Annotated in this window: 20 protein-coding genes; 7 read left to right on the plus strand and 13 right to left on the minus strand. The window is 69.4% G+C overall.

Going from position 1 to position 21,453, the window contains the following annotated elements:
- Window positions 1-64: 64 nt before the first annotated feature.
- Complete coding sequence (locus J2S44_RS05420) at window positions 65-529, plus strand: GNAT family N-acetyltransferase (RefSeq protein WP_310409517.1); 465 nt, start codon at window positions 65-67, stop codon at window positions 527-529.
- 686 nt (window positions 530-1,215) lie between these two features.
- Here the strand turns inward: J2S44_RS05420 and J2S44_RS05425 are convergent.
- The 3 genes from J2S44_RS05425 to J2S44_RS05435 all read right to left on the minus strand — a co-directional run bounded on the left by J2S44_RS05425 (window position 1,216) and on the right by J2S44_RS05435 (window position 4,028).
- Window positions 1,216-2,384 (minus strand): IS3 family transposase gene (locus tag J2S44_RS05425; RefSeq protein WP_310409493.1). Its coding sequence is split into 2 segments (ribosomal slippage): window positions 1,216-2,097 and window positions 2,100-2,384, totalling 1,167 coding nucleotides; the frame shifts between segments, so codons are not numbered across the junction.
- Between the two features lie 38 nt (window positions 2,385-2,422).
- Complete coding sequence (locus J2S44_RS05430; RefSeq protein WP_310409518.1) at window positions 2,423-3,217, minus strand: hypothetical protein; 795 nt, start codon at window positions 3,215-3,217, stop codon at window positions 2,423-2,425.
- 322 nt (window positions 3,218-3,539) lie between these two features.
- Window positions 3,540-4,028, minus strand: a complete 489-nt coding sequence (locus J2S44_RS05435; protein ID WP_310409519.1) for a hypothetical protein — start codon at window positions 4,026-4,028, stop codon at window positions 3,540-3,542.
- 205 nt (window positions 4,029-4,233) lie between these two features.
- On the opposite strand from J2S44_RS05435, the gene J2S44_RS05440 reads away from it, so the two are divergent.
- The 4 genes from J2S44_RS05440 to J2S44_RS05455 are packed head-to-tail and all read left to right on the plus strand — an operon-like array spanning window position 4,234 to window position 7,367.
- Window positions 4,234-4,662, plus strand: a complete 429-nt coding sequence (locus J2S44_RS05440; protein ID WP_310409521.1) for a hypothetical protein — start codon at window positions 4,234-4,236, stop codon at window positions 4,660-4,662.
- Window positions 4,659-6,005 carry a relaxase/mobilization nuclease domain-containing protein gene (locus J2S44_RS05445; RefSeq protein WP_310409523.1) on the plus strand — a complete coding sequence of 449 codons (1,347 nt, stop codon included), beginning with the start codon at window positions 4,659-4,661 and terminating at the stop codon, window positions 6,003-6,005. The genes J2S44_RS05440 and J2S44_RS05445 overlap by 4 nt, the downstream gene beginning before the upstream one ends.
- 25 nt (window positions 6,006-6,030) lie before the next feature.
- A complete protein-coding gene (locus tag J2S44_RS05450) occupies window positions 6,031-6,966 on the plus strand; it encodes a hypothetical protein (RefSeq protein WP_310409525.1) in 936 nt (311 codons plus the stop codon).
- Entirely contained in the window at window positions 6,963-7,367 is a 405-nt protein-coding gene (locus J2S44_RS05455) for a DUF4913 domain-containing protein (RefSeq protein ID WP_310409526.1), read from the plus strand. Before J2S44_RS05450 ends, J2S44_RS05455 begins: the two co-directional genes overlap by 4 nt.
- Before the next feature lie 162 nt (window positions 7,368-7,529).
- Here the strand turns inward: J2S44_RS05455 and J2S44_RS05460 are convergent, their stop codons facing one another.
- A complete protein-coding gene (locus J2S44_RS05460; RefSeq protein WP_310409527.1) occupies window positions 7,530-7,751 on the minus strand; it encodes an NAD(P)-binding protein in 222 nt (73 codons plus the stop codon).
- Window positions 7,752-8,211: 460 nt separating this feature from the next.
- Here J2S44_RS05460 and J2S44_RS05465 point away from each other — a divergent pair, with 460 nt between their 5' ends.
- Window positions 8,212-9,066: a hypothetical protein gene (locus tag J2S44_RS05465; protein WP_310409529.1), complete on the plus strand. Its 855-nt coding sequence runs from the start codon at window positions 8,212-8,214 to the stop codon at window positions 9,064-9,066.
- Window positions 9,067-9,253: 187 nt separating this feature from the next.
- Here the strand turns inward: J2S44_RS05465 and J2S44_RS05470 are convergent, their stop codons facing one another.
- The 7 genes from J2S44_RS05470 to J2S44_RS05500 all read right to left on the minus strand — a co-directional run bounded on the left by J2S44_RS05470 (window position 9,254) and on the right by J2S44_RS05500 (window position 18,155).
- Entirely contained in the window at window positions 9,254-11,083 is a 1,830-nt protein-coding gene (locus J2S44_RS05470; protein WP_310409531.1) for a toprim domain-containing protein, read from the minus strand.
- Window positions 11,080-12,930, minus strand: coding sequence for a type IV secretory system conjugative DNA transfer family protein (locus J2S44_RS05475; RefSeq protein ID WP_310409533.1), 1,851 nt, complete (start codon window positions 12,928-12,930; stop codon window positions 11,080-11,082). The genes J2S44_RS05470 and J2S44_RS05475 overlap by 4 nt, the downstream gene beginning before the upstream one ends.
- Window positions 12,927-14,228, minus strand: coding sequence for a putative type IV secretion/conjugal transfer ATPase (locus tag J2S44_RS05480; protein WP_310409534.1), 1,302 nt, complete (start codon window positions 14,226-14,228; stop codon window positions 12,927-12,929). The genes J2S44_RS05475 and J2S44_RS05480 overlap by 4 nt, the downstream gene beginning before the upstream one ends.
- A gap of 83 nt (window positions 14,229-14,311) precedes the next feature.
- The gene (locus J2S44_RS05485) at window positions 14,312-15,787 is read right to left on the minus strand and encodes an SCO6880 family protein (protein WP_310409535.1); all 1,476 of its coding nucleotides are present in this window, start codon (window positions 15,785-15,787) and stop codon (window positions 14,312-14,314) included.
- A 2-nt stretch (window positions 15,788-15,789) separates the two neighbouring features.
- Entirely contained in the window at window positions 15,790-17,073 is a 1,284-nt protein-coding gene (locus J2S44_RS05490; RefSeq protein ID WP_310409536.1) for a hypothetical protein, read from the minus strand.
- A 5-nt stretch (window positions 17,074-17,078) separates the two neighbouring features.
- On the minus strand, window positions 17,079-17,843 hold the full coding sequence (locus J2S44_RS05495; RefSeq protein ID WP_310409538.1) for a DUF8175 domain-containg protein: 765 nt from the start codon (window positions 17,841-17,843) through the stop codon (window positions 17,079-17,081).
- Between the two features lie 6 nt (window positions 17,844-17,849).
- Window positions 17,850-18,155 (minus strand): hypothetical protein, encoded by a 306-nt coding sequence (locus J2S44_RS05500; protein WP_310409540.1) that lies wholly within the window; start codon window positions 18,153-18,155, stop codon window positions 17,850-17,852.
- Window positions 18,156-18,485: 330 nt separating this feature from the next.
- Between J2S44_RS05500 and J2S44_RS05505 the strand changes: the two genes are divergently transcribed.
- Window positions 18,486-19,217 (plus strand): class I SAM-dependent methyltransferase, encoded by a 732-nt coding sequence (locus J2S44_RS05505; protein WP_310409541.1) that lies wholly within the window; start codon window positions 18,486-18,488, stop codon window positions 19,215-19,217.
- A 108-nt stretch (window positions 19,218-19,325) separates the two neighbouring features.
- On the opposite strand, the gene J2S44_RS05510 is transcribed toward J2S44_RS05505, so the two are convergent.
- The gene (locus J2S44_RS05510; RefSeq protein WP_310409542.1) at window positions 19,326-19,514 is read right to left on the minus strand and encodes a hypothetical protein; all 189 of its coding nucleotides are present in this window, start codon (window positions 19,512-19,514) and stop codon (window positions 19,326-19,328) included.
- Window positions 19,515-20,076: 562 nt separating this feature from the next.
- Window positions 20,077-20,493: a hypothetical protein gene (locus J2S44_RS05515; RefSeq protein WP_310409544.1), complete on the minus strand. Its 417-nt coding sequence runs from the start codon at window positions 20,491-20,493 to the stop codon at window positions 20,077-20,079.
- Window positions 20,494-21,453: the final 960 nt, after the last annotated feature.

Genomic DNA, 21,453 nt, shown 5'->3' on the forward strand with positions numbered 1-21,453 from the left:
GCCGCGGTTGAGTCCCTGTTGATGGGCGCGTCCACCTCGCCCTGCCCTCCTGAACGGAGAAAACATGTCTGCACTTGTCGTCCGTGACGCCGAACCCCACGACCTTGCCACCGTCGCCACGCTCATCGAAGAAGTCGAACGACACTACGGTGCAACGGTAATTCAGCCATTCGACGAACGCCTCCAGCAAGTCGAGAACGCACTCTTCAGCACGCCGCCGCTGGCGTACGGCCTACTCGTCGAAGGCGGTGGCGTCGTCGTTGGGTTCGCCGCGTACTCGTTCCTGTGGCCGGCTGCCGGCTCCACCCACTCCCTGTTCCTCAAGGAACTCTTCGTCCGGGCCAGTGCACGACGACTCGGCGCCGGAACCGCACTCATGACCCACCTTCAGAAGATCGCCGAGGAACGCCCCGACTGCAGCAGGATCGAGTGGCAGACCGAACATGACAGCGAAGCTCGCACCTTCTACCGATCACTCGGCTTCACCGAACTCGAAGGCAAGGTCAACTATCGAGTCGAAGTCCGCTGATGCTGCTGGCCGGCGTCCTGCCCGCGGCTGTGTCGCACCTGTGGTTGCGTAATCCGTTCGGGCGACGACAGTGACGGCCGCACTCTTAATCGATTAGGTTGATCGGCGCGGGCCGCTCGGCCGGTAAAGTGCAGCAGGTTTCGCGATCGTCGGGGTTGAGCGGCACGATCGGGTCACCTTGCGCACGCCGTCGTGCGGGAACGCTGGACGGCCCGTACCTGTCGCAAGCTCCCTCCTCCTGGTACGGGCCGTTCCTCAACGACGCCGCCGTGAAGCCGCCCGCCCCGAAGCTGCAGGCGCCTCCGCTGTGATGCGCCGCAATACCTTCCTGCCGTAGTCGTTGGTGCCGAAGTGGCGGTCCAACGCCGCACCGGTGACCTTCTCGCCCGCGGCGAGCCGCTTCCGAGCGAAAGCCTCCATCTGCGTGGCCAGCGCAACCGGGCTCGTCGGCTCCACCGTCCGCTCGACGACGGGAGGGGTCTGCTCGGCTGGTGGGGACGGACTCCAGCCGAGCGCAAGCTGCTCTGCCAGCCGCCGGGAGGCCGAAGCCGCGACCTCGGGAGGCGGACCCTCTCCGGCTGGCTGCGGCGTGGGTGACTCGGGCGCAATCCGGGGCTCGGCCGGTGTGCTGATGATGTCGACGCCCTTGCGGACGGGTCTGCTGCACCAATAGGTGACAGGTCAAGTCACGCGGCCTGACTGGCCGGTGGGGTCATGATGGTCTCGTACTCGATAGGGGTCAACCGGGACAGGCTTCGTTGGCGTCGGCGGCGGTGGTAGGTCCGTTCGATCCAGGTCACGATCGCGGTCCTCAACGCCTGCCGGGTGGGCCAGGTCCGGCGGTCGAGGACGTTGTTCTGCAGCAGGCCGAAGAACGACTCCATCGCGGCGTTGTCGCCGGCGGCACCGACTCTGCCCATCGATCCGATCATGTCGTGACGGTGCAGTTCACCGACAAGCTTCCGGCTACGAAACTGCGACCCACGGTCGGTGTGCAGCACGCAACCGGCCACGTCACCGCGCCGGGTGACCGCATTGCGCAAGGCGTTGACCGCCAGCCTCGACTTCATCCGTGAGTCGATGGAGTAGCCGACGATCCGGTTGGACCATACGTCCTTGATCGCGCACAGGTAGAGCTTGCCCTCACCGGTGCGGTGTTCGGTGATGTCGGCCAGCCACAACCGGTTCGGGCCGCTCGCGGTGAAATCGCGTTTGACCAGGTCGTCGTGGACCGGCGGGCCCGGCCTCCCGCCCTTTCCTCGCCGCCGCTTGCGGCTGCACGTGCTGAACCAGCCCATGCCGGAACAGATCTTCCAGGCAGTACGCTCGGTCATCGCCTGGCCTGCGGCACGGGCTTCGTCGGCCAGGAACCGGTAGCCGAACTCCGGGTCGTCACGGTGAGCGTCGAACAACGCGTCCGCCCGGTAGGCCTCGGCCAGTTCGGCGTCGGTGACCGGGCGGGCACGCCACCGGTAGTAGGGCTGTCGAGCGATGTTCAGCACCCGGCACGTGACCGCGATGGGGATCCCGTCGTCGGCGAGCTCGTTCACGAGCGGGTAGAGCCTTTTCCCGGCAGGTTCGCCTGCGACAAATATGCTGCGGCTCGGCGCAGGACCTCGTTCTCCTGTTCGAGAAGCTTGATCCGCTTACGGGCCTCACGCAGCTCGACCGAGTCGCTGCGGCTCGCACCGGGCTGGGCGCCTTCCTCGATGCCGGCCTGGCGCAGCCACTTGAACAACGTCATCGGGTGGACCCCGAAGTCCTTCGCGATCTGCTCGACCGTCACGCCGGGGTCCCTGTCACGGGCGACCCGCACGACGTCATCGCGGAACTCACGGGGGTAGGGCTTGGGCACAGCAACATCCTTCCAGCCCGCCGTCATGGCAAGCCATCTCAGATGTCACCTATCGGTGCATCAGAGCCGACCGCCCTCCGGGCCGCGCGCACCGACCCGAAGCGCTCCACGGCCGTAAACGCTGCACGCCATGCGGCTTCGGTCGTGGTGTGTCCGTCGCGTAACGCGATCAGCCACGACAGGTAGGTCATCCCGCCGAACCACATCCACCGGGCCGCACCGAACCGCGGCCTGGTCGCCGGCAGCCGCCCTTCCGCCCGCATCGCCGTACGATGCCGGTAGATCGACCACAACTCCCACAGCGTCACGCCGGTCACCGACATCAGCCCGTACGACACGGCCTCCCCTGTCGGGGCAAGCCCTGGCCCGGCCGCATGCCAGTAGTTCATCACCGCCGCGCCCGCTGCGAATGCCCATGTCGCCGCCCGGAACAGCATCCCGCTGTCGCCGGCAGCGCGTGACCGCCAGTCCAGCCGGGCGACGTAGGCGGTCGAGAGCTCGAACCCGGCCGCGAACACCACGGCGCCGGCGAGCGGCCAGCCCATTACCTGCATCGCGAACTGGATCTGCCCGACCCACGCCACCGCCATCGGGAACAAGATCGGCAGCACGAACAGGGCTCGTTCCGCCAGCCGCGGCATCCGCCGCCACACTGCACGGCGGCGTGTCCGCCGCTGTTCGGCCCGTGTCCGGCGCTCGGCCACGCGCTCCAGGCGCTCGCGTCGTGCGGCGGCCCGCCGTTCCTGGCGGAGTTCGAGCGCCAGCCGGGACTCCCGGGCCCGCCGGTCCATGTCCGCGTCGGCGGTGATCCGCTGCTGCTCAGCCCGCGCCACCTGCCGCAGGGTCCGGGTATCGGGCGGTGGAGCACTCCCGTCCGCTGGGCCAGTGATCCGCGTGCGTGCAGCCATCGACCGATCTCCGACTCTGTGAGGCACCGAACCCTGTGGTGCGGTCACGCTCACGCAGCCGGGTTAGCAGGTCGGCTCCGGCCGGCCTGCGACGGGATGGCCAGTCGTCCGGTCAGGGCCCGGTGGGCGTAGCCGTCACCAGGCGCCGGTTCGGCGTTGGTGCCTCACATCTTCGACAGCACCCAGGTCCGGTCGCCATCGGGCAAAGGCGACTCCGTGAACCACCGGCTGCGTCCGCGATCTCTGTTCACTCGGGCAGTTGCGCCGCCTGAGTGCTGCTCCAGGGCACGTCCACGTCGGTGGGGAGGATCCGGGTCGGGTCGGTGGCCGGCGCGAAGAACGCCAGAGCGCTCGGTGCGTTGGCGGCCTGGTCGTCTTCCTGCCAGCCGACGGCACCGGACACGACATAGTCCAGCGCGTCCCCGGACTCGATGACGAAGACCCGCACCGCGACCGGCTTGAGGCCGCTGTCGCGGATGATGCGCTCGTGTTCCTCGTCGGTGGCGCAGCGCACCACCAACCCGGAGTGGTTCATCCGCGATTTCACCGCCTGAACGGGCTTGAAGAGAAGGTCGATCCGCGTCGGATGGGCGCCGGCGTCGGAGGGCCATCCGGACCGCAGGAGAAGCTGGCCGTGGCTCACCGTGTACGCCCAGACGGAGAAGTCCCGCTCGGAGCGGAAGAGTTCCCTACCCGGAGCGAAATGATCGTCTTTGTTCAACCAGGCGGACTGCACACCCGACAGCATGTCAGGCCGAGGACCAACATCAAGATCGAACAGCGGCTAACCGGACGGCCCGGGTGCGGGAGCAAGCTATGCGTCCGGCTGCCGGATCTCGACCGAGCGCGGTCGAGACTCGAGTGATTCGTCAGCCTGCGGCGGGCGAGGCTGGTTGGGTGCGCTAACGCCTTCCGCAACGGCCGGCATCGAGGCTGCGCGCATGCCGAACGCCATGCCGCCTCCCGCTGATGACGACCGCGGCCGCGATCGCCAGCATCAGCGGCCGGGCCGCGAGCATCGGCTGACGCCTCGCTTCAGCGCCGACGAACTGGCGAAAATTCAGCAGGCCGCTGCACAGGTCGCAATGACGGCCACCGGCTTCTGCGCCGAGGCAGCCCTCGCGCATGCCCGTCAGGTGGAGGCCGCGTCGCTGGATCCGCTGCGGGAGGTGCTGGCTGACTTCCAAGCCGAGCTGTACGCGGCCCGGACCGCAGTAGGCAGGATCGGCACAAACTTGAACCAGGCAGTGGCCGCATTCAACGCGACCGGTCAGGCGCCGGAGTGGCTGGTCACCGCTGCGGTGTTGTGTGAGCGGCGGATGGAGCGCATCGACGCGGTGATCGCGCTGGTCGACCGCCGGCTGCGGTGATCCCGAACATCGTCCGTGGCAAGCGAGTCGGTGGTCTGCTGCGCTACCTGTACGGGCCTGGCCGGCGAGAAGAGCACGTCAACCCGCGACTGGTTGCAGCCTGGGACGGCGCCGGCCCGCTCTCCGCCCTCGAACCCGCCGCCGGCCTCGGCGGCCGGCGGGACTTCCGCGGGCTTGTCGATGTCCTGGAGCAGCCGGTACGCAGCGGCCGGAACCCGCCGGCGAAGCCGGTCTGGCACTGCTCCCTGCGCACCCACCCGTCCGATCGGCAGCTCAGCGACGCGCAGTGGGGCCGGATCGACGCCGAGGCGATGTCGCAGATCGGTCTCGCCCCGCACGCCGATGCGGGCGCGGTGCGGTGGATCGCGATGCGGCACGGCACGGACCACATCCACATCGTGGCCACCCTGGTCCGGCAGGACCGCCGGACCGACTGGGCACGCAATGACCGCTGGCGCGCCCAGGCCGCCTGCCGCGATCTCGAAGAGCGCTACGGCCTCTACCAGGTCGGCCCCGCAGCGTCCGCCCACCGGCGGCCGCGGGCTGCGGAGTTGCACAAGGCGCGCAGGCTCGGCCGGACCGAGACCGATCGGGACGTGCTGCGCGGCGAGGCCCGCTTCGGTGCGGCGGCCGCAGCCGGCACAGACGAATTTTTCGCGCTGCTGCGCGAGGCGGGCCTGCTCGTCCGCCCGCGGCTGAGCAGCGTGCGGCCCGGCGAGGTCACCGGCTACAGCATCGCGATCAACCGACCCAATCCGATTTGGTACGGCGGCGGCCGGCTCGCGACCGACCTCACCCTCCCCCGCCTGCGCGCCCGCTGGGACGACACCCCACCCACCCCTTCGCCCGCCGATCCACGTGCACTCATCGACCAGGCCATCCACAAGGTCGCGTCTACCGGGCTCGCGGATACCGGAGCGTGTGATCTGCTGTTCGTCGCCGCACGGCAGGTCCCCGGCCGCGCGCGCCGCCGACTCCTGTCCCGCGCCGCGGACGCCCTCGACCGCGCCGCGCGGCCGCAACGAAGCCCTCCGGCCCGTACCAGCGGTCATCTTCGGGGTTTGGCCCGGTTGCTGCATCTGACCGGACAGCTCGGCGATGACCGCAACACCGCAGCCGTCCTCCAGCTACTGCTTGCGCTTGCCCACCTCGCCGACGCCATCGCCGACCTTCGCGACGCCAGCCGTCAGCTCCACCACGCCCGCGACGCCCGGCAGGCGGCACGACTGCTGCGCGCCGCCGCACAAACTCGCGGACCTGGAGGAACAACCCGGCCGCTAACCCCCGGACGCGACCGTCGCCACGACCCGACGGCAACAGACGCGCCGGGGCGCAGCACCTGACGCGGACCAGCACGGGGAGGCACCGGTGGACAGCATCGGCCCAGACCAGCACCCGGACTTTCTCGCCGACACCGGTCAACGCCTCGGCCAAAGCCTCGCCGTCCTCGCCACCCTCGGCGAGGCCGCCGCGCGCCTCGCCGCCGTGGAGATCCGCCGCAGGCAGTGGCGCGAGGCCCAGAACGAACGCCGCCGCGAACGGCAAGGCGGACCGCCGGCCGCCGAAGGCACGGGGCGGCCGAGCCCGACCTCGCCGGAAGTCGAGGCGCGCCGCGCCGCGCGGCACGACCGGCGGCTCATCGCCCAGGGCCTCGACGACAGGTGGCTGGCCGACGCCGACCTGTATGACCTCGCCGTGGTGTGGCGGGCAGCCAGGCTCCGCGAGCCACAGTTCACGGAGGCACGCGGCGTCGCCTCGCTGGTCGAGGACCGGCTACGACAGTTCTACCCCAGACCGATGCGCGGGTACGACGACGCCGTCGCGAACGGGATGCCGCGGCCGCAGGCGATGCGGGAGGCTGTCGAGGCGATGGCCCACACGCCGGTAATGCGCGCACACGAAGGTCGCCGCTCGGCCGCCATTACCCCCGGCACCTGCACCACGGTCAGCCCGGAGGACCTCGACGCTGCGATCGTCGCCGAGCGGGCGCGTCTGGCCGACGGCTTGTCCGAAGATGTCTACCGCGACCTTCAACGGCTTGGTGTGGCCGGACGTGCTGCAGCGGAGCATCTGCGCTGGATGCTGAACGCACACCGTGCCGCCGCGCCGCCGCAGCCGGACGTAGCTGCCCAGGCGGCGAGCCCGGATGTCGGGCAGCGGGTTCCGCCGCAGGTGGCACAGGAGTGGTACCCGAGCGGCCTGCACCACACCGGTGTCCTCCCCGGCCATGTGGCGTCGCTCCGTCCGGCGAACGGGCAGGGACTCGCCAGCCACCTCGGCCAGAGCGCAAGGCGCACGCGATGAGTGACCCGGATGCGCTGCCTGTCGGGCCCGGGGTGCCGGAGGCGGATCCGGGTACGCCGTTGTACGCCGATGTCGAGAGCTGGGTCGCGGGCTACTTCGCGCCCATGTTCCTGCACCGCACAGTCGACAACACCCGCGTCCGCTGGTGTCCACGCTGGTGGGACCACGCCGAAGCGATCGCCCGCCTCACCCTGCTCTGGAACACCTGGGAAGCCGCCCGCTGGGAACCCGCCGCGAAACCGGCCTGGTGGCTCGACCTCGACCACCACCTACCGATCCTGCTCAGCACCGACGGACCATTCCGCACCTGCCGCCAGCCCGACAGCCACCGCCCCGGCAAACACGACCCACCCGGAAACCACCCCACCGAACCCGCACCCGAAAACTGGTGGAACGCCTAACCCGCCCCGCCTGCAGAATTAGCTACTTTGCCTACATGGCAGATGCGTCGTGGGGGGACGGGGCCGGAGCGCTCGCGGGCGGAGTCGGCGCCCTCACCGGTAGTGGCGCGCTCGTACTGACGCGCCGTTCGACGGTCGCATCCGCGTGTTTGGCATCGGCGATCATCTGCCGGTAGACGACGTCGGAGAGCCGGCGTTTGAGTGCGCGCAGGGCTTCCAGCGGGGCACCCACTGGCCGTCGATCTCCAGCCGCACGCCGTCCACAGTCTCGGTCAGCAGCTTCCCGCCGACCCGGTCCCGCACCCCCGGCACCAACACCGGCCGGCCCGCTTCCCGCAATCGCACGGCCGCCACCAGGCCGGCGACGCCTGCGCCGATCACCACGATGGCCTGCTCACTTTCCGAATCATTTGATCATTTGCTGCCGTCACAGCGGCAGTGCGCCCATCGCCTTACGTACCTCCATCCGCGGTCTGCCGCAGCCGTCGGCTGGCGCCCAGGCCGTACCCACGCGCCGGTCGCGTCGTGCGGCGTGAACCACGGCACGACCACCGCGTCCGCCGTGCACGGCCCGTCCGACCGCGGCAGGTCCGGCAGACGCAGTGCGGCCGCCAGCTCCGCGACCGCGTCGTCGGTGTACCGCTCGTCCGGCGGGAACACGGAGCAGAATGGCCTCGACCGGCGTGAAGCCGTCCGGCAGGCGGCCCTACACCATCTGATCCGAGGCGCCGGGCAGTCGCGGCTCTTCCGGCCCCACCGCTACTCACCACGCACCCTCAAGCGCTCGTTCTCGGCGCTCGCTCCGCTGAGCAGAGGTGTCGTAGGTGGACGCTACCGTGCCGCCATGACGTTGACGACGCCTCCGCTTCTGCTCGCCATCGAGGCGGAGTTCCCCGAGCTGGTGGGGCTGGCGCGCACGACGGTGCGACTGCATCCGCGGCGGGGCGAGCCCGGGGCGGATGAGAGCTCGATGGGTGGTCCGCTGCTCTGGCCTGTCGAGGAGCCTTGGCCGGTCTGCTCGGCCACCGACGAGCACGACAAGCCGGTTCCGATGGTGTCCGTGCTCCAGGTGTTCGCGCGCGATGTGCCGGAGTTGCCGTTCCCGGCCGGCACGGACGTGTTCCAGCTGCTCTGGTGCCCGACGCTACATGAGCTGTACCGGCCGGAGCCGCTGTTCCGCTGGCGGTCCGCGGCCTCCGTGCGCGAACGCTCACCTGGCCTACCGGCGCCCGAGCCGGACGGCTGGGTGTACGACGACTTCCTGCCCCGGCCCTGCGTCCTGAACCCGGAGCGGGTCCGGGAATTCCCCGGGGAACTCGAGCTCGACGATGACCTCGTCGAGCGGGTGGACGCGTGGGCGGAGCCGCAGGGCTGGCATTACTCGTCTCATCTCGGCGCCGCGCCGGGGACGAAGGCCGGTGGCTGGGCGCAGTGGCACAACGGGCCGTTCTACCCCGAGTGCGTGTGCGGCACCCCGATGACACACCTGCTCAGCATCGCCAGTTGGGAGCACGACGCTCTGTCGTGGCGGCGATGGGTCCCGTTGGAGGAGACGGGCGCCGATCGGCCGCATGGGGCATATCCAGATGCTTCGCTCGCGCAGGAGCCGTCGGGCGTGATCGTCGGGCGCACCGGCGTGATGTATCTGCTCACCTGCACGGTGTGTGCGCACCGGCCGATCGTGATGGACATTCAATGAGCTGAGGCTTTGATCGGTCACCGTCCGGCATCAAGATCAGGCCGACCGCCTTCGGCCTGTTGTTCGGGCGTTCGGAACTACGCCGGGTTCGCGCCTGCTGCGCCTGGCTGCGGCCTGCCGCATAACGCGAGCCCGGAGTTCGGAGGCATCTGGCGCTGAAGCTCCAAACAACACCAAGGAAGGGCGATTACCTGCGTTTGTATCGCTGGACAGGCGGCGCGCTGGGTGCGCGGCTCAGGGCTCGTCGATCGGCCGACCCTGCCGCTGGAAGGGTCTCGGTCTGGTGGGCCGGGACCGTGGAGCTCTGTGCGGCGGTCCGGGCCGCGGTGGCTCTGAAGCGGATGGCGAGCGCGTTGGCCGGCATCAGGTCCAGGAGCCGTTCGATCATCTGCTGAGGGCGTCGCCCCTCGACGACGTCGCGGAGGGTCTCCGGCGACCATGACGCGCGCGCCTTTCCGACCAGGAGGAGTCGGGTGATCGGCCGGTCGATGTAGTTGATGGTGATCGGCCCGCCGCGGACCGATGAGCCGGCAACAGGGCCGTTCGCAGTCAGCGGGGTGGACCAGGTCGTGTCGGCGCCGAATGCGGTGATGTCGCCTGCCCATGCCATCGTGAGTCGGCCGGGGCGGCCTGGTGTGGGGCTGACGATGACCGCGATGGAGGCGTCGCCGTTGCCAGTACCTGGGCCGCTGAATCGGGTGTTGATGGCGGTGCGGGCGAGTGTGATGGCAGCATGCGCGCCGACGGTCGGGGCGGTGCGGGCGGCGACTTCGGCGGCGATGCGCGCGGCGACACGGTCGCCTGGGGAGTCGGTGAGTCCTTCGGCGAACGCCCAGGCCACCCGGCCGGTGTGCGGGTCGTGGTGAGCGGCAGCGGCTGCGGCGCCGTCCGGTGGGCAGTGAACGGCGTATTCCTGCCCGGTGGCAGTCGGGTCCGGGAATCGTGGAGCGCGGATCGGGATCGACTCGCGGCTGTGCGGCAGCGGCGGGGGCCGAGGTGGTGGCTCATCTGGTCGGGGGTAGAGCGCCTCGAGAACGGTCAGCGGGTCGAGGTGGAGCTGTTCGGCAAGGTCGGTGCACAGGCGGGTGGCACGCTCGGTGTCGTGGGCGGCGATGTCGGCCAGCAGCGGTGCGACATCGCGAAGCGCGGCGACGCTCCCGGGTACCTCATCGATGCGGTGCTGCGCTACGCGTTGCGCAACAAGATGCTCGGCCAGCGGAAGGCGCCGGGTCTGCAGATAGTGTTCGGCTGCCTCGCGCCCGCGGACGACGAGTCCGGCGGGATCGGTGCCGGCGGGAAGCAGGACGGTCTCCAGCGGTCCGGGCCAGTCGCGTAGGAGCGGGTAGGCGCGGTCAGCGGCGGCACGTCCGGCTGCGTCGGCGTCGAGCACGACGACAAGCGGTGTGCCGGCCGGGACTGCGGTGGTCAGTGCGGTGATCTGCTGGGAGGTCAGGGCGGTGCCGCAGGGTGCGACCGCCGCGCACTGGCCGCCGTCGAGGGAGAGCCGCGCGGTGGCGACGACGTCGGCAGGGCCTTCGACCAGCAGCACCGCCTTCGGCGGGACGGCGCGAGCGGCGATTTCGGCGAGGCCGTGGAGGTGGTCGCGTTTGCGGTAGATGGGGGTGGTGGCAGTGTTGCGGTATTTGGGTGCGCCGGGCCAGTCGGAGACGTCACGGCCGGTGAACGCGATAACGGCACCATCCGTGGCCCGGCGGACGGGGAACATGACGCGTTCGCGGAAGACGTCGATGAGGCCGCCGGCCCGCGAGGTGGTGACGAGGCCGGCAGTGAGGAGCTCGGCGTCGGTGTAGCCGAGGTCGCGGAGATGGTCGTGGACTGCGGTCCAGCTGCGGGGTGCGTAGCCGAGCGTCCAGGGTGGTTGGTGGGCGGTCGCGGCGATGATGCCGCGGCTGTTGAGGTACCGCAGGGCCGACAGCGCGGCCGAGAGCTGGTCGCGGTAGAAAGCCGCCGCATCCTCGTGCACGGCAACGAGCCGCTCAGGTGTCGGCTGGCTCATCGTCGCTCCTCGGTGGTCCAGCGCGCAGTGGCGTGCCGGTCGGCTTCGGTGATCGTTGCTTGCAAACGTTCGCGGTCGGCGGCATCTGAGATGGCAGAGATGGCCGCCGCAGTGTCGATACGGAGTGCGGCGGCGTCCGGGCCTCGAAACCAGGGCTGAAGGTCGAGGAGCGCGGCCCGGATACCGGTCGCGAAGAGGATCGCCTGCCCGCGCCGGATCGCGCGGATGTCCTCTGGACCAAAGATCCGCTGCCGGCGCACCGATATCTGCCGGGAGGTGTGGCCGGTGGCGTCGCGGGTGAGGGAGAGGGTAGCGACGTCGTGTTCGCCGATGAGGGTGGAGATATCGGCGGCGAAACGGGGGTCGTCGGCGCCAGCACCGACGAGCTTGATGGTGGCCGCTCCCCACAGGGTGGCCATGCCGCGGTCGCCCCAGACGGTGGTGCCTTGCTGGTAGGTCTGCAGGATGGTGACGAGGTTGATACCGCGTCCGCCGAAGTGGGAGTACAGCTGTGGCAGGTCGGCGAGCGGGCAGATGTTCGCGGCTTCGTCGAGCATGCACAGCATCGGCGGATCAAGCCGCCCACCAAGACCTTCGGCGCGACGGACGGCGTAGCGCATGATCTGGTCGGTCAGCGCCGCGACGAGCGGCCCGGACGACCCGGCCCCGTCCTTGGACAGCAGATAGATCGTGTCGGTGGAGACCGGGAACGCGTCCGGGTCGAACTGCGGTAGTGGCTCGTCGGGTGTGGTGACCCAGTTCATGACGCGGGGGTCTTGGAGGCATCGGGCGGCGGTGCGGGCGGTCTCGTAAATGCCGTCCCGAGTTTCTGCCGCGCCGTTCTGCCTGCCGCGCAGCGCACGGGCGGTTTGCGGGTAGCCATGGTCGAAGAGCAGCCCGACGGGTTCGTCGTCGGTGGCGTCCGCGAGCCAGGTCTGCACGTCGTTCATCCCGGATCGGGAGGTGGCGGCGGCGAGGAGGAGGCTGGCGAGGAGGTCTTCGGCGGCGAGGAGCCAGAAGTCTTCGCCGCGGTCGCGGCGCATCGGCTGGATGAAGTGCGACGCCATCCGGGCCGCGTCCTCGACCGTGCTGACCGCGGCGAGCGGATCCCACCACCAGTTCTGGCCGGTACGGGTGATCGCTTGCGGGTCGAACAGCCACACCGTGCCGGCCTGGGCGCGGCGGTGGTGGGTGGTGGCCCAGATGTCCGCGCGGTTGGAGGTGGCCAGGACCGGGCCGGGCGCGCCGAGGATCTGCGGGACGGCGATCGCGGTGGTCTTCATCGCCCGCGGCCCCATCACGGCCAGGATCCCGTCCTCCCACGACGCGCGCAGCAACGGCCCGCGCCGACCGCCCGGGAGCTGGAGGACACCGAGCGGGAGACCGACATCCGCCGGCCGCAGCGGCTGCCCGGCCAGCCCCGGGCGCAGAGTTCTCGCGCGCGCCTCCGCGCCGGCAGGTGCCAGCCCGGCTACCTCGCCGGTTCGGGCGAGTGACGGCAGCGGGTCGTCGGCGTTCCCTCGCCGGGCCTGCCACCACATCCACCCGCCCAGCACCGGCATCACCACAACCGCCACCAGCATGACGAAGACTGTCGCGACCACGAGCCCGCTGAGGCCCGGAAACGCCGCTTCCCACCGTCCGCGCGCCACCGCGACGACGAATTCCTGTCCGAACGCCGGTCCCGCCGGACGGCCGCTGAAGGAGGCCGTCAGCCGGCCTGCCGCCCATGCCAGCCAGGCGAGCACGATCGCGGCCCAGAATGCGCCGAGGATGACGAACGGGGTCAGCGGCACGGTGCCGGCGGTGGACCGGGGAGTGACCGGGCGCGGGCCGAAACTGCTCACGGTTGTACCGCCGTGTCGGTGTCGTAGAGGTCCGGCTCGTCGCCGACGAGCCGCATCCCAACCGGCAGACCCGGCCCTTCACCGGTCTTGACCAGATACCTACCGCGTCCGGGATGCACCCGGCCGGGAAACAGTGCCTCGGGCGCGGCCCACGAGGAGACCAGCTGCCGTTCCGCCGCCGAAAGCCGCACCACCGCGCTGATCCGGTCGAGCTCGCGGCCCGGAAGCGCGGCCAAGATCTTGATCGAGGCGCGCTCGAAGAAACCGCGGGCTTTGGCGCGGTCCTCATCGGTGGGCAGGGCGTCGAGGTCGTCAAGACTGTGGGTGATCATCAGGGTGCCCATGCCGAGCGGCCGCGACAGCCGGGTCAGAGCGTCCGCGTGGTCGACCAGGCCGGGTGCGCCGCGCAAGGCCCGCCACAGTTCGTCCATCACGCCGAAGAACTGCCGGCGCGGACCGAGACCGTGGGCGGCGAGCGCAGCCGCCGCGTCCACGACACCGAACGCGTACGCCCACGTGCACAGCATGGCGATCGCGACGAGCTGGTCGCCGGCAGCCGCAGTTTGGGAGATGTCGACGCTGACGGCGGGTGCATCGAGGTCGATCGGGGTGCTGGTCGGCCCGTCCAGGACGCCGCGCAGCGACCCGTCACACAGCAGCGTCAAAGTCGCCACCAGGTCTGCGGCCTGCCGGTCATGATCGGTACCGAGTCGCACCTCGTCCGGGCCGTCGCGCAGCACTGCGAGAACGTCGGGGACGGTTGGTTGCCGGGTGAGGCGGGTGTCGAGCAGGTCGACGGCCCGGCCGAGCAGCACCTCCTCGGCGTTGACGATGCGGGCGCCGCGCACGAGCGTGGCGAGCGCGAGCAGCAGCGCCAGGCGTCGGCCGCGGACCTCCAGCCGTAGCCGGTCCGCTTCCCGCTGCGGCAACCTGTCCAGCGCGGCGCCGAGCGGGCCGGCGTCGAGGGGGTTGATCCGGTCCAGGCCCCGGCCGACCCGGATGACCTGCCCGCCGAGGTATTGCACGAGCCGCGTGTAGTCGGGTTTGGTGTCGCCGAGGATCAGCACCCGGGCACCGAACCCGGCCATCCCGGTGATCATCCGTTTGGCGAGTGCGCTTTTCCCGGCGCCGGGCTGGCCGAGCAGGAACATCCCCGGGTTCGTCACCAGCCCGGTCCGCAACCATGCGAGCGGGTCGAGGCACACGGTCTCGCCCCACAGCAGGTGCCGACCGATCGGCACCCCCAACTGCGGCGCGCCCGACCCGGCCATGAACGGATACAGGCCGGCCAGCTGCACCGTCGTGCCCTGGAACTCGACGACCGCGTCCACGTGCGATGCGCGTCCGGCGCCGGGTGAGCGCCAGCCCCAGCTGGGGGCGGTCATCGCGGCCACACCTGGGCGAGCTGGGTCGGGCAGATCCCGCACGGCAGCGTGACCGTGAACCCGGCCGCCTGACTCGCCCACATCCGCCGCAACCGGATCCGGGCCGACTCCGCGCGCGTCTCGACGTCCGCGACCGCCGCCGGGAGGTGGTCCCGGTCGGTGACGGTGACGGTGACGAACAGCGACATCATCCCGACACCGGCGCCGGCTGCTTCTTCCCGGGCGGTGCGTAGCGCGCGGGAGCGGTCGGCGCGTTCCCGGGCGTTCTCGTCCCGGCGGGACACCTGCCGCATCGCGTCCCGGAACACGGCCGCGTTGACCTCCTGCTCCACCAAGCGGGCCGCGTCCCCGGCCGGGACCGGCCGATAGAGCAACGACACCCGCAGCGGGTACGGGCCGGGAGCCAGCAGCCGGGCGAGGACCTCCGCGTGGACCTCGGTCCGGGGCGCTTCATGCCACGCCCAGGACACCGACCATCCGCCGTCGTGGCGGTAGCAGCCGTACTCCTCCTCAGCGGCGACCGGCCCGGCCGTACCCCAATCAATTTCTTGATCTTGTGGTGTGTCGGTCAGGATGGTGTCGAGGGTGGTGGACGGGTCGTAGGCGGCGCGGACGGTGGCGGCGAGCCGGGGCGCGTCGGCGCGGCCCAGGACGGTCAGGCCGCAGGCGGCGAGGGAGTCCTCCAGGCCGGCCAGCAGCCGGTCGGTGTCAGCGAGCGCGTCCGCGGTCGTCTGCGGGCGCGGGCGGACACGGGCCGGGTCGATGGTGACGGACACGTGTGTCTCTACCTCGGCGTCGTTGCCGGCCGCGTCATCGACGAGGTGCTGCAGCAGCCGGCGGGCCGACGGTGGGGCGCCGGGTGCGGTCCGGCCGGTGACGTAGGCGGCCAGGCGACGGCCGGATCCCGGGCCGGTCCGCACGGTCACGGCGATCCACCGGACTGCCGGCTGGTAGCCGAGGCTGGACAGCCAGCTCCCCCAGTTCGCCACCCACGCCTCCGCCTGCTCCGGCTCGGCCAGCCACGTCGAAGACGCGGCAACCCGTAGCGTCGCCGTCAACCTCCCCGACCGGCGATCCCGCACCACCCCGAACGTGCTTCCCCGCGCGCTGGGTGCGGCGAGGAGGTCGGTGGTGGCGAGCACGCCGGGCAACTCCCAGGCGTGCGGGTGAGCGGCCCACACACCGGAGCGGTAGGTGCTGTATCCGCGCGTCACGCCCCACGACCACCGGGCACGGCGCACCAGGCCGGCGCCGAGCGGGACATCGTCCCAGCGTGGCACCGTCACGGCCAGCAGCAGTCCGGCCGGAACCAGCGCCGCCAGCAGCAGAGTGCTGCTGACCGCGCCGGCCGCCGCGAGCACGGTAACCGTGGCCACCACGACCAGCGTCTGGCCGGGGCCGAGGCCGAGCAAGCCCATACCGCGCGCGCGCCGCCAACCGCCGTACACACGACGCTCTTCCTCGCCGGCCATGCTCATCCACCTTCGGTCGAGGTGTCGGCGGCATCAGCGGCGGCGCGGGACGCGCCCTGCGCGGCCTTGGCGGCTGCTGCGGCTGCCACGGTCGTCCCGATCACCACCGGTGCTGCGGGCCCGGCGGCCGCGGCTGTTCCTGCGGTCGTCCCGGCGGCTGTTCCCGTCCCGGCGCTGGTTCCCGATCCTGTCCCGGCTGGCGTTCCCGATCGTGGCCCGCCGGTTCCCGGTCCCGGGCCGCCGGTGAACGACGGCGGACGCGGACCTCCCGGCCCGCCGTCCGGGCGCGGGCCGTTCCCGGTGTCGGCCGGCGGCGGGGAGTCGTAGCGGGACCGGTCGCTACGGGCACCGGCGAGGTCCCGCAGCGACGCCGCCGCGTGCAGACCCGCCGCGCCCGCCGAGAACGCGCTGGCGAAACCACCACCGCCGGACTGCAAGCTCCCGACCGTCCAGGTGAACAGCCGCAGCAGCGCCGGCAACGCCACCAGCGCCACGATCATCAACGCGACGCCCATCAGCAGCACCCGCGGGTCGTCGGCGGTGTCGTCGCCCTGCAACCAGATCGCCGATGCGTATACCAGGGCGGCCGCCGGCTTGTAGAAGATCAACGCGAGCTGCCAGGCCAGGACCTTGCGCAGCCAGCCGCTCGTCGCGCCGGTGAAGCTCCCCGCCGCGGCGAGTGGCATCGCGGGCGCGAGCAGCAGCACCGACACGTCCCGGAACGGCATCAGCACCGCCTGGACCAGCGCGCACACCGTCGCGATCCCGGCGATCACGATGACCAGCAACGTCGGAAGACCACCAGTGCCCTGTGGTACGACCAGGATCGACATCCGGCGTGCGAAACTCTGATCACCGACGCTCTCCAACGCCGACATGATCACGTAGGAGGCGAACAGGTCCGCGCCGTGCAGCAGCAGATTCGTCCCGAACAGCCCGGCTACCGACCACAACGCGGTGTTCCACAACCCGCGCAGGACATTGACCAGCGGGGCCGGCTTGCGTGTCAGGACCAGCAGGAGGCTGTTCCACAGCACCCCGCCGACCGCCACCGCCGCGGTCAGCGGCAGCAGCAGCCCGCGCAGGTTCGCGACGGCCTCGATCGGGGCATCACCCGAACCGGATGCGCCCGCCGGGAACAGCTTCAGGGACGGGACCAGCACCCACCAGCTCGCCGACAGATCGATCAAGAACTGCTCGGCGGTGACGATTAACTGCGCCACCGGGCCGAACAGTCCGCCCCCTGCGGTCAGCATCAGGCACGCGGTGTCCCACGGTGCGCACATGCTGATCACCGCTCCGCCGGGAGCCACAGAAACTCGGACGTGTCCCCGGCGACCCGGGCGTTATTGCCCCATAGACCGTCTGGTGGAGCCACGACCCGCCAGTCACCGTCGTCCCAGCGGGTCTGAACCCGTAGCTCGATCAGCGTGGGCTGCCACGTACCCGGGCCCTCGATCAACAGCCGCACCTCGGCGTCGAGGCCCGATATGCTCACCCGGTATCCGCGCGCCACCGCGTAGAGCTGACCCGCCGGCGTCCCATAAGCGACCCCGAGACGAGCGCGCGCCTGGTCGTACTCCTCGGCCAGATTTCGTGCCAAGGCGCCGGCGTCATCGCCGACCACCTGATCTCGCACCGTGGGCTCAAATACCAGTGGTCCTACCTGCGGCGACAATCGCAGGGTCACGTGCGCCGCCGCCACAACCGCACCCAGCTCGGAGAAGGCGAAGCCGCGCGCCAGGCCCGCCGAGGTGTCCCGCGGACCCGCCGACCGGGACACCGGCAGGCGCCCGCCCGCCACCGACATCCAGGCCAGATCACCCTCGCCCGGCGACGGCATCCCGGTCGCCGAGGGGATCGCGGCCGGTCCCGTGGTGCCGGGAATCGACACCACCATCCCGGACGCCACAGGCCCAGGCCCGGCGGCGTCCCGCTGCTCGTGGAGCCCGATCAATCCGGCTACCGCTGCCAAGGCCGTCGCCACGATGGCCGTGCCCGAAGCCGTCACCACGGCCGTGCGCTGGCGCGCTCGCGTCCCGATCTCGTCCCGCATCGCCGGCTACCTGACCACCACGCCGACAACGGTCGCCCCGACCGCCGCCAACGTCAGCCCACCCAGCACCCACGGAATCCCCGCAGCACCATCCACCGCGGTCGCGGAACGATTCCGCTGGCCCAGAATCATCATCCCGCCGCAGATGAACATGCCCAGCACACCCGCGACGACCAGCACCCACTTACCCCACGCCAGAAACGTCTCTGCCACCGGCGCCAACCCCGGAATCGGAACCGGCGTCGGATCCGGTACCAACGGCGTCGGCACCGGCGCCACCGCCAGCGCGGTCACCACCCAATCCACGAACATCAGCCACCTCCACGCTCCACCACCCGGCACACACGCACAGGCGGGATGGCGGCAACCTCCACCGACGGAGTTAGCGGATACGTAGCCGCACCCAACAACACCGAGGTCAGTCGGTTCAGGCGTGCGGACTCATCGACAGACGCGGCCCGGCCGGGGCACTGATATAGATCGATCAACCCGCGATGCCGAGCTACCTGCGACAAGGGCTCAGACACTGGCCCGATACGGAGTGATGGCACTGCGAGGCAGGACGCGCTTTGTCCGCAGCAGATCGGTACGTCTGGCCAGCTCTCGCGTCATAATGCGGTTGCGGGAAACATCGACACCTGCATGACTGCACTGATGGCCTTCGACTTCGCCGATGCTTACGGCGATCTGAACCCCGACGATGGCGATTACCGCTTCTACGCCGAACTCGCAGCCGAAATCCGGGCAACCCGCATCCTGGACCTCGGTTGCGGCACCGGAACACTGACCCGGCTTCTCGCCTCCCAAGGCTGTTCGGCAGTGGGCGTCGATCCTGACCCGGAGATGCTGCGGGTGGCGATGCAGAAGTCGAAGGGCGAGCAGGTCGACTGGCGACTCGGGTTCAGTGACCGCGCCGACACGGCCTCAGCGGATTTCGCCGTGATGTCCGGCCACGTCGCGCAGGTCTTCCGCCATGACGACGCCTGGGCCGCCGCACTGCACGACCTGCACCGCGCTCTCATCCCGAACGGCACGCTGGCCTTCGAGTCCCGAAACCCTACGGCCCGCGCATGGGAGCAATGGAACCGGCAGGCCACGCTGCGCACACTCGACACCAAGGAAGGCCGGGTCGAGTTCTGGCACGAGACCGCATGGGTATCGCTTCCGCTGGTGGCCTACGACACCTTCACCCGCAACCTCGACACCCATGACGAAAAAGTCGATCGCGACGTCCTCGCCTTCCGCGACCCGACCTCGCTCGTCCGCTCCCTGGAAGCAACAGGATTCACCGCCCTCAACCAGTACGGCGACTGGCGCCGAACACCTCTGACACCCGAGTCGCCCGAGATCGTTATCGTGGCGCGCAGAGCATGAAAGTTCTGGTTACCAGCTCGTCGCCGTGTATTCGGCCAGCCGTCGAGCATGGTGGCGAACCATCGGCAAGCGCCCGGTCAGGCTAGAAGAGCGAACCTCCTGCACCAGCTATCGAGCGTTTCGGCCTTGAGGTTGTCGTGGGTCGTACTCGCCCTCCAGGTACGCGATGAACCGCTCTGGATGCTGGACATAGGTAGCGATCGTGCTCGGGCGGTGATTTTCGGCCGCGATCAGCTCTTGGTGGTACCTCGCTAGTTCGACGCGCAGCTCGGCCGCCGTCCATGCCTGCTCAGCCATGAACGCATCATGCAGCAGCCCTCGGCCTGGTGGCACCCGCGCCGCCCGGATCCCGACAGAAGAGCAAGTTGATCTTGAGGGATCTCTGGGTGGACGGCGACAACCAACGCTACTTTCGGCACATGCGACCACCGGATCAGCGAGCCGACCAACTTTACGAAGGCCGAGACCAGGAACTCGGAAACGCCCTTCGGTCCTGGAATCAGATGAACGCGTCATTGCTGCCTATCGCGCTCGAAGGCCCACTCGATTCGGCTGGCATGGATCCCACATGGCTGCTCCGCATGTCGGGCGAGTCACTCGATGCCGAGGTCTGCCTGTTCTACGGGCCGCGCGTCGACGTTGCGGCTTCCTGCCGAAGCAGCCAGCCGCCGGGATGCATGTCGGGAGTGAAGACGGCATTACCGAACAGCGGCTCGTCGAGATCCTCGACGAGCTCGCACGGGTCAACGGCGGGGGCACTATGCCTGCATGGCTACGCTCGCAGCAACTTTGACAGACAACGAAACGGGCATCATCGGCGACTAGATGAGCACATTTAACCTGAGCGGATTATGGAACGCTAGACCCCCGAGCGCCTGACCGCGTAAAAGGCATACAGCGCGTTTATCTGCCCAATCCAGAAATCCTGCTTCGCCATCGCTGACGACCGACGCGACAGCATCCCCAGCTCGACTGCTAACGTATAGAATCCGGGACCGGCATCGTTGATATTCAAATACTGAACTAGGGCCGATATCAGCAGGTTTGTCGTTGGACGATTGCCTTCCACGATCAAACCGAGCAAGTGCCCCATCGCGGCACGTTCACTGTCCTGATCGAAGTCGAATCCCTGCAAGCCAGCCCTCCGACGTAGGGTAACATTGAGTTCCGTGTATGTCGTAGTCTTCTCAAGGCGTGCCCGTTCGACGAGGAATTCCAAGCCGACCGAGGTCAACCGACCCCACTCCTCGTCACTGCGTCCGTAGCCAGCCATCATTGCCCCTATACGATCGTGTCGATTTTCCGCTTCAGGCGAAGCATTAGCGCCGAAGCCGTTCCACCACTCTAGGACCGGCACGCCATCGCCGAATCAGGCGCGCGGGGCTGCTCGGACGACAGCTACAGGGTGCGGTCATGCGCCAGGCGGAGACGGTGCGACCGCACACCCGCCCCTTGTTCAGCTAGGGCACGGTTTGGTGTGCCACAGCACGTCCTGCCACCAGTGGACGTTGTCGCCGGGCTGGATCTCTTGCTTGCAGTGCGGGCAAACGGGCGGCTCTGGATTCTCGACCAACCACGGTTTCACATACTCGAAGCTACTGGGCGCCATTACTCTCTCCGCGGTGTCCACGACCGCCAACATCAGCGAATCTCTTTGGTGCGGCAAATTACTAGTCGCCTAGGCCGTCCGTGTTCAGCAAATGGAGATTATCCCTCAGAAACCTTCGTGTTCGATCCTCGTCCGCGACGGTACCAGTGTCATAACGGCTGTCGGCCCACGAGGTTTTGCCGACCGACCGAACATGCAAATCGCCATTTACGATCTCATAGTAATTATCGTATGAGCTATTTTTGCTCGTAAAAGATTTCGTCCGCTTGAATCCTTCGTTCTGGTTGAGTAGTTGCTGGATTACTTGCTTCGTTAGGCGCATGAGGCAGATTCCTTCGGCAGACGTGTCACTCGCTGTTGGCGATGATCGGCTCGGGAGCGCCGACCAGTGGTCGGAAGCTTATACGTCCCACGCCATCAGTTCGAAGGTGTAACGCCAGTTCGACTGCCCAGCACCCGCCCGCCCATACCGGACATAGTATTTTTAAACGACAAAGCGGAACCAAGGTGTCGGGCCGCGCCGGAAACGCACTCACATCGACATCCGCGCATCCGCAACCACATCGCTTCATGATCGCTTACGCGTAGGGGTGAACGCACTCCGGAGCTACCGTCGACACCACCGGC

Origin of the sequence: Catenuloplanes niger (assembly GCF_031458255.1) — a bacterium.
GTDB classification, from domain to species: Bacteria; Actinomycetota; Actinomycetes; order Mycobacteriales; family Micromonosporaceae; genus Catenuloplanes; species Catenuloplanes niger.

What these genes read in the sequence shown, in the direction of transcription:
- J2S44_RS05420 (WP_310409517.1), top strand. Translation starts at nt 65, where the DNA reads ATGTCTGCACTTGTCGTCCGTGACGCCGAACCCCACGACCTTGCCACC.
- J2S44_RS05440 (WP_310409521.1), top strand. Translation starts at nt 4,234, where the DNA reads ATGCCGAACGCCATGCCGCCTCCCGCTGATGACGACCGCGGCCGCGAT.
- J2S44_RS05455 (WP_310409526.1), top strand. Translation starts at nt 6,963, where the DNA reads ATGAGTGACCCGGATGCGCTGCCTGTCGGGCCCGGGGTGCCGGAGGCG.
- J2S44_RS05465 (WP_310409529.1), top strand. Translation starts at nt 8,212, where the DNA reads ATGACGTTGACGACGCCTCCGCTTCTGCTCGCCATCGAGGCGGAGTTC.
- J2S44_RS05470 (WP_310409531.1), bottom strand. Translation starts at nt 11,083, where the DNA reads ATGAGCCAGCCGACACCTGAGCGGCTCGTTGCCGTGCACGAGGATGCG.
- J2S44_RS05485 (WP_310409535.1), bottom strand. Translation starts at nt 15,787, where the DNA reads ATGGCCGGCGAGGAAGAGCGTCGTGTGTACGGCGGTTGGCGGCGCGCG.
- J2S44_RS05490 (WP_310409536.1), bottom strand. Translation starts at nt 17,073, where the DNA reads ATGTGCGCACCGTGGGACACCGCGTGCCTGATGCTGACCGCAGGGGGC.
- J2S44_RS05495 (WP_310409538.1), bottom strand. Translation starts at nt 17,843, where the DNA reads ATGCGGGACGAGATCGGGACGCGAGCGCGCCAGCGCACGGCCGTGGTG.
- J2S44_RS05500 (WP_310409540.1), bottom strand. Translation starts at nt 18,155, where the DNA reads ATGTTCGTGGATTGGGTGGTGACCGCGCTGGCGGTGGCGCCGGTGCCG.
- J2S44_RS05505 (WP_310409541.1), top strand. Translation starts at nt 18,486, where the DNA reads ATGACTGCACTGATGGCCTTCGACTTCGCCGATGCTTACGGCGATCTG.
- J2S44_RS05510 (WP_310409542.1), bottom strand. Translation starts at nt 19,514, where the DNA reads ATGGCTGAGCAGGCATGGACGGCGGCCGAGCTGCGCGTCGAACTAGCG.
- J2S44_RS05515 (WP_310409544.1), bottom strand. Translation starts at nt 20,493, where the DNA reads ATGATGGCTGGCTACGGACGCAGTGACGAGGAGTGGGGTCGGTTGACC.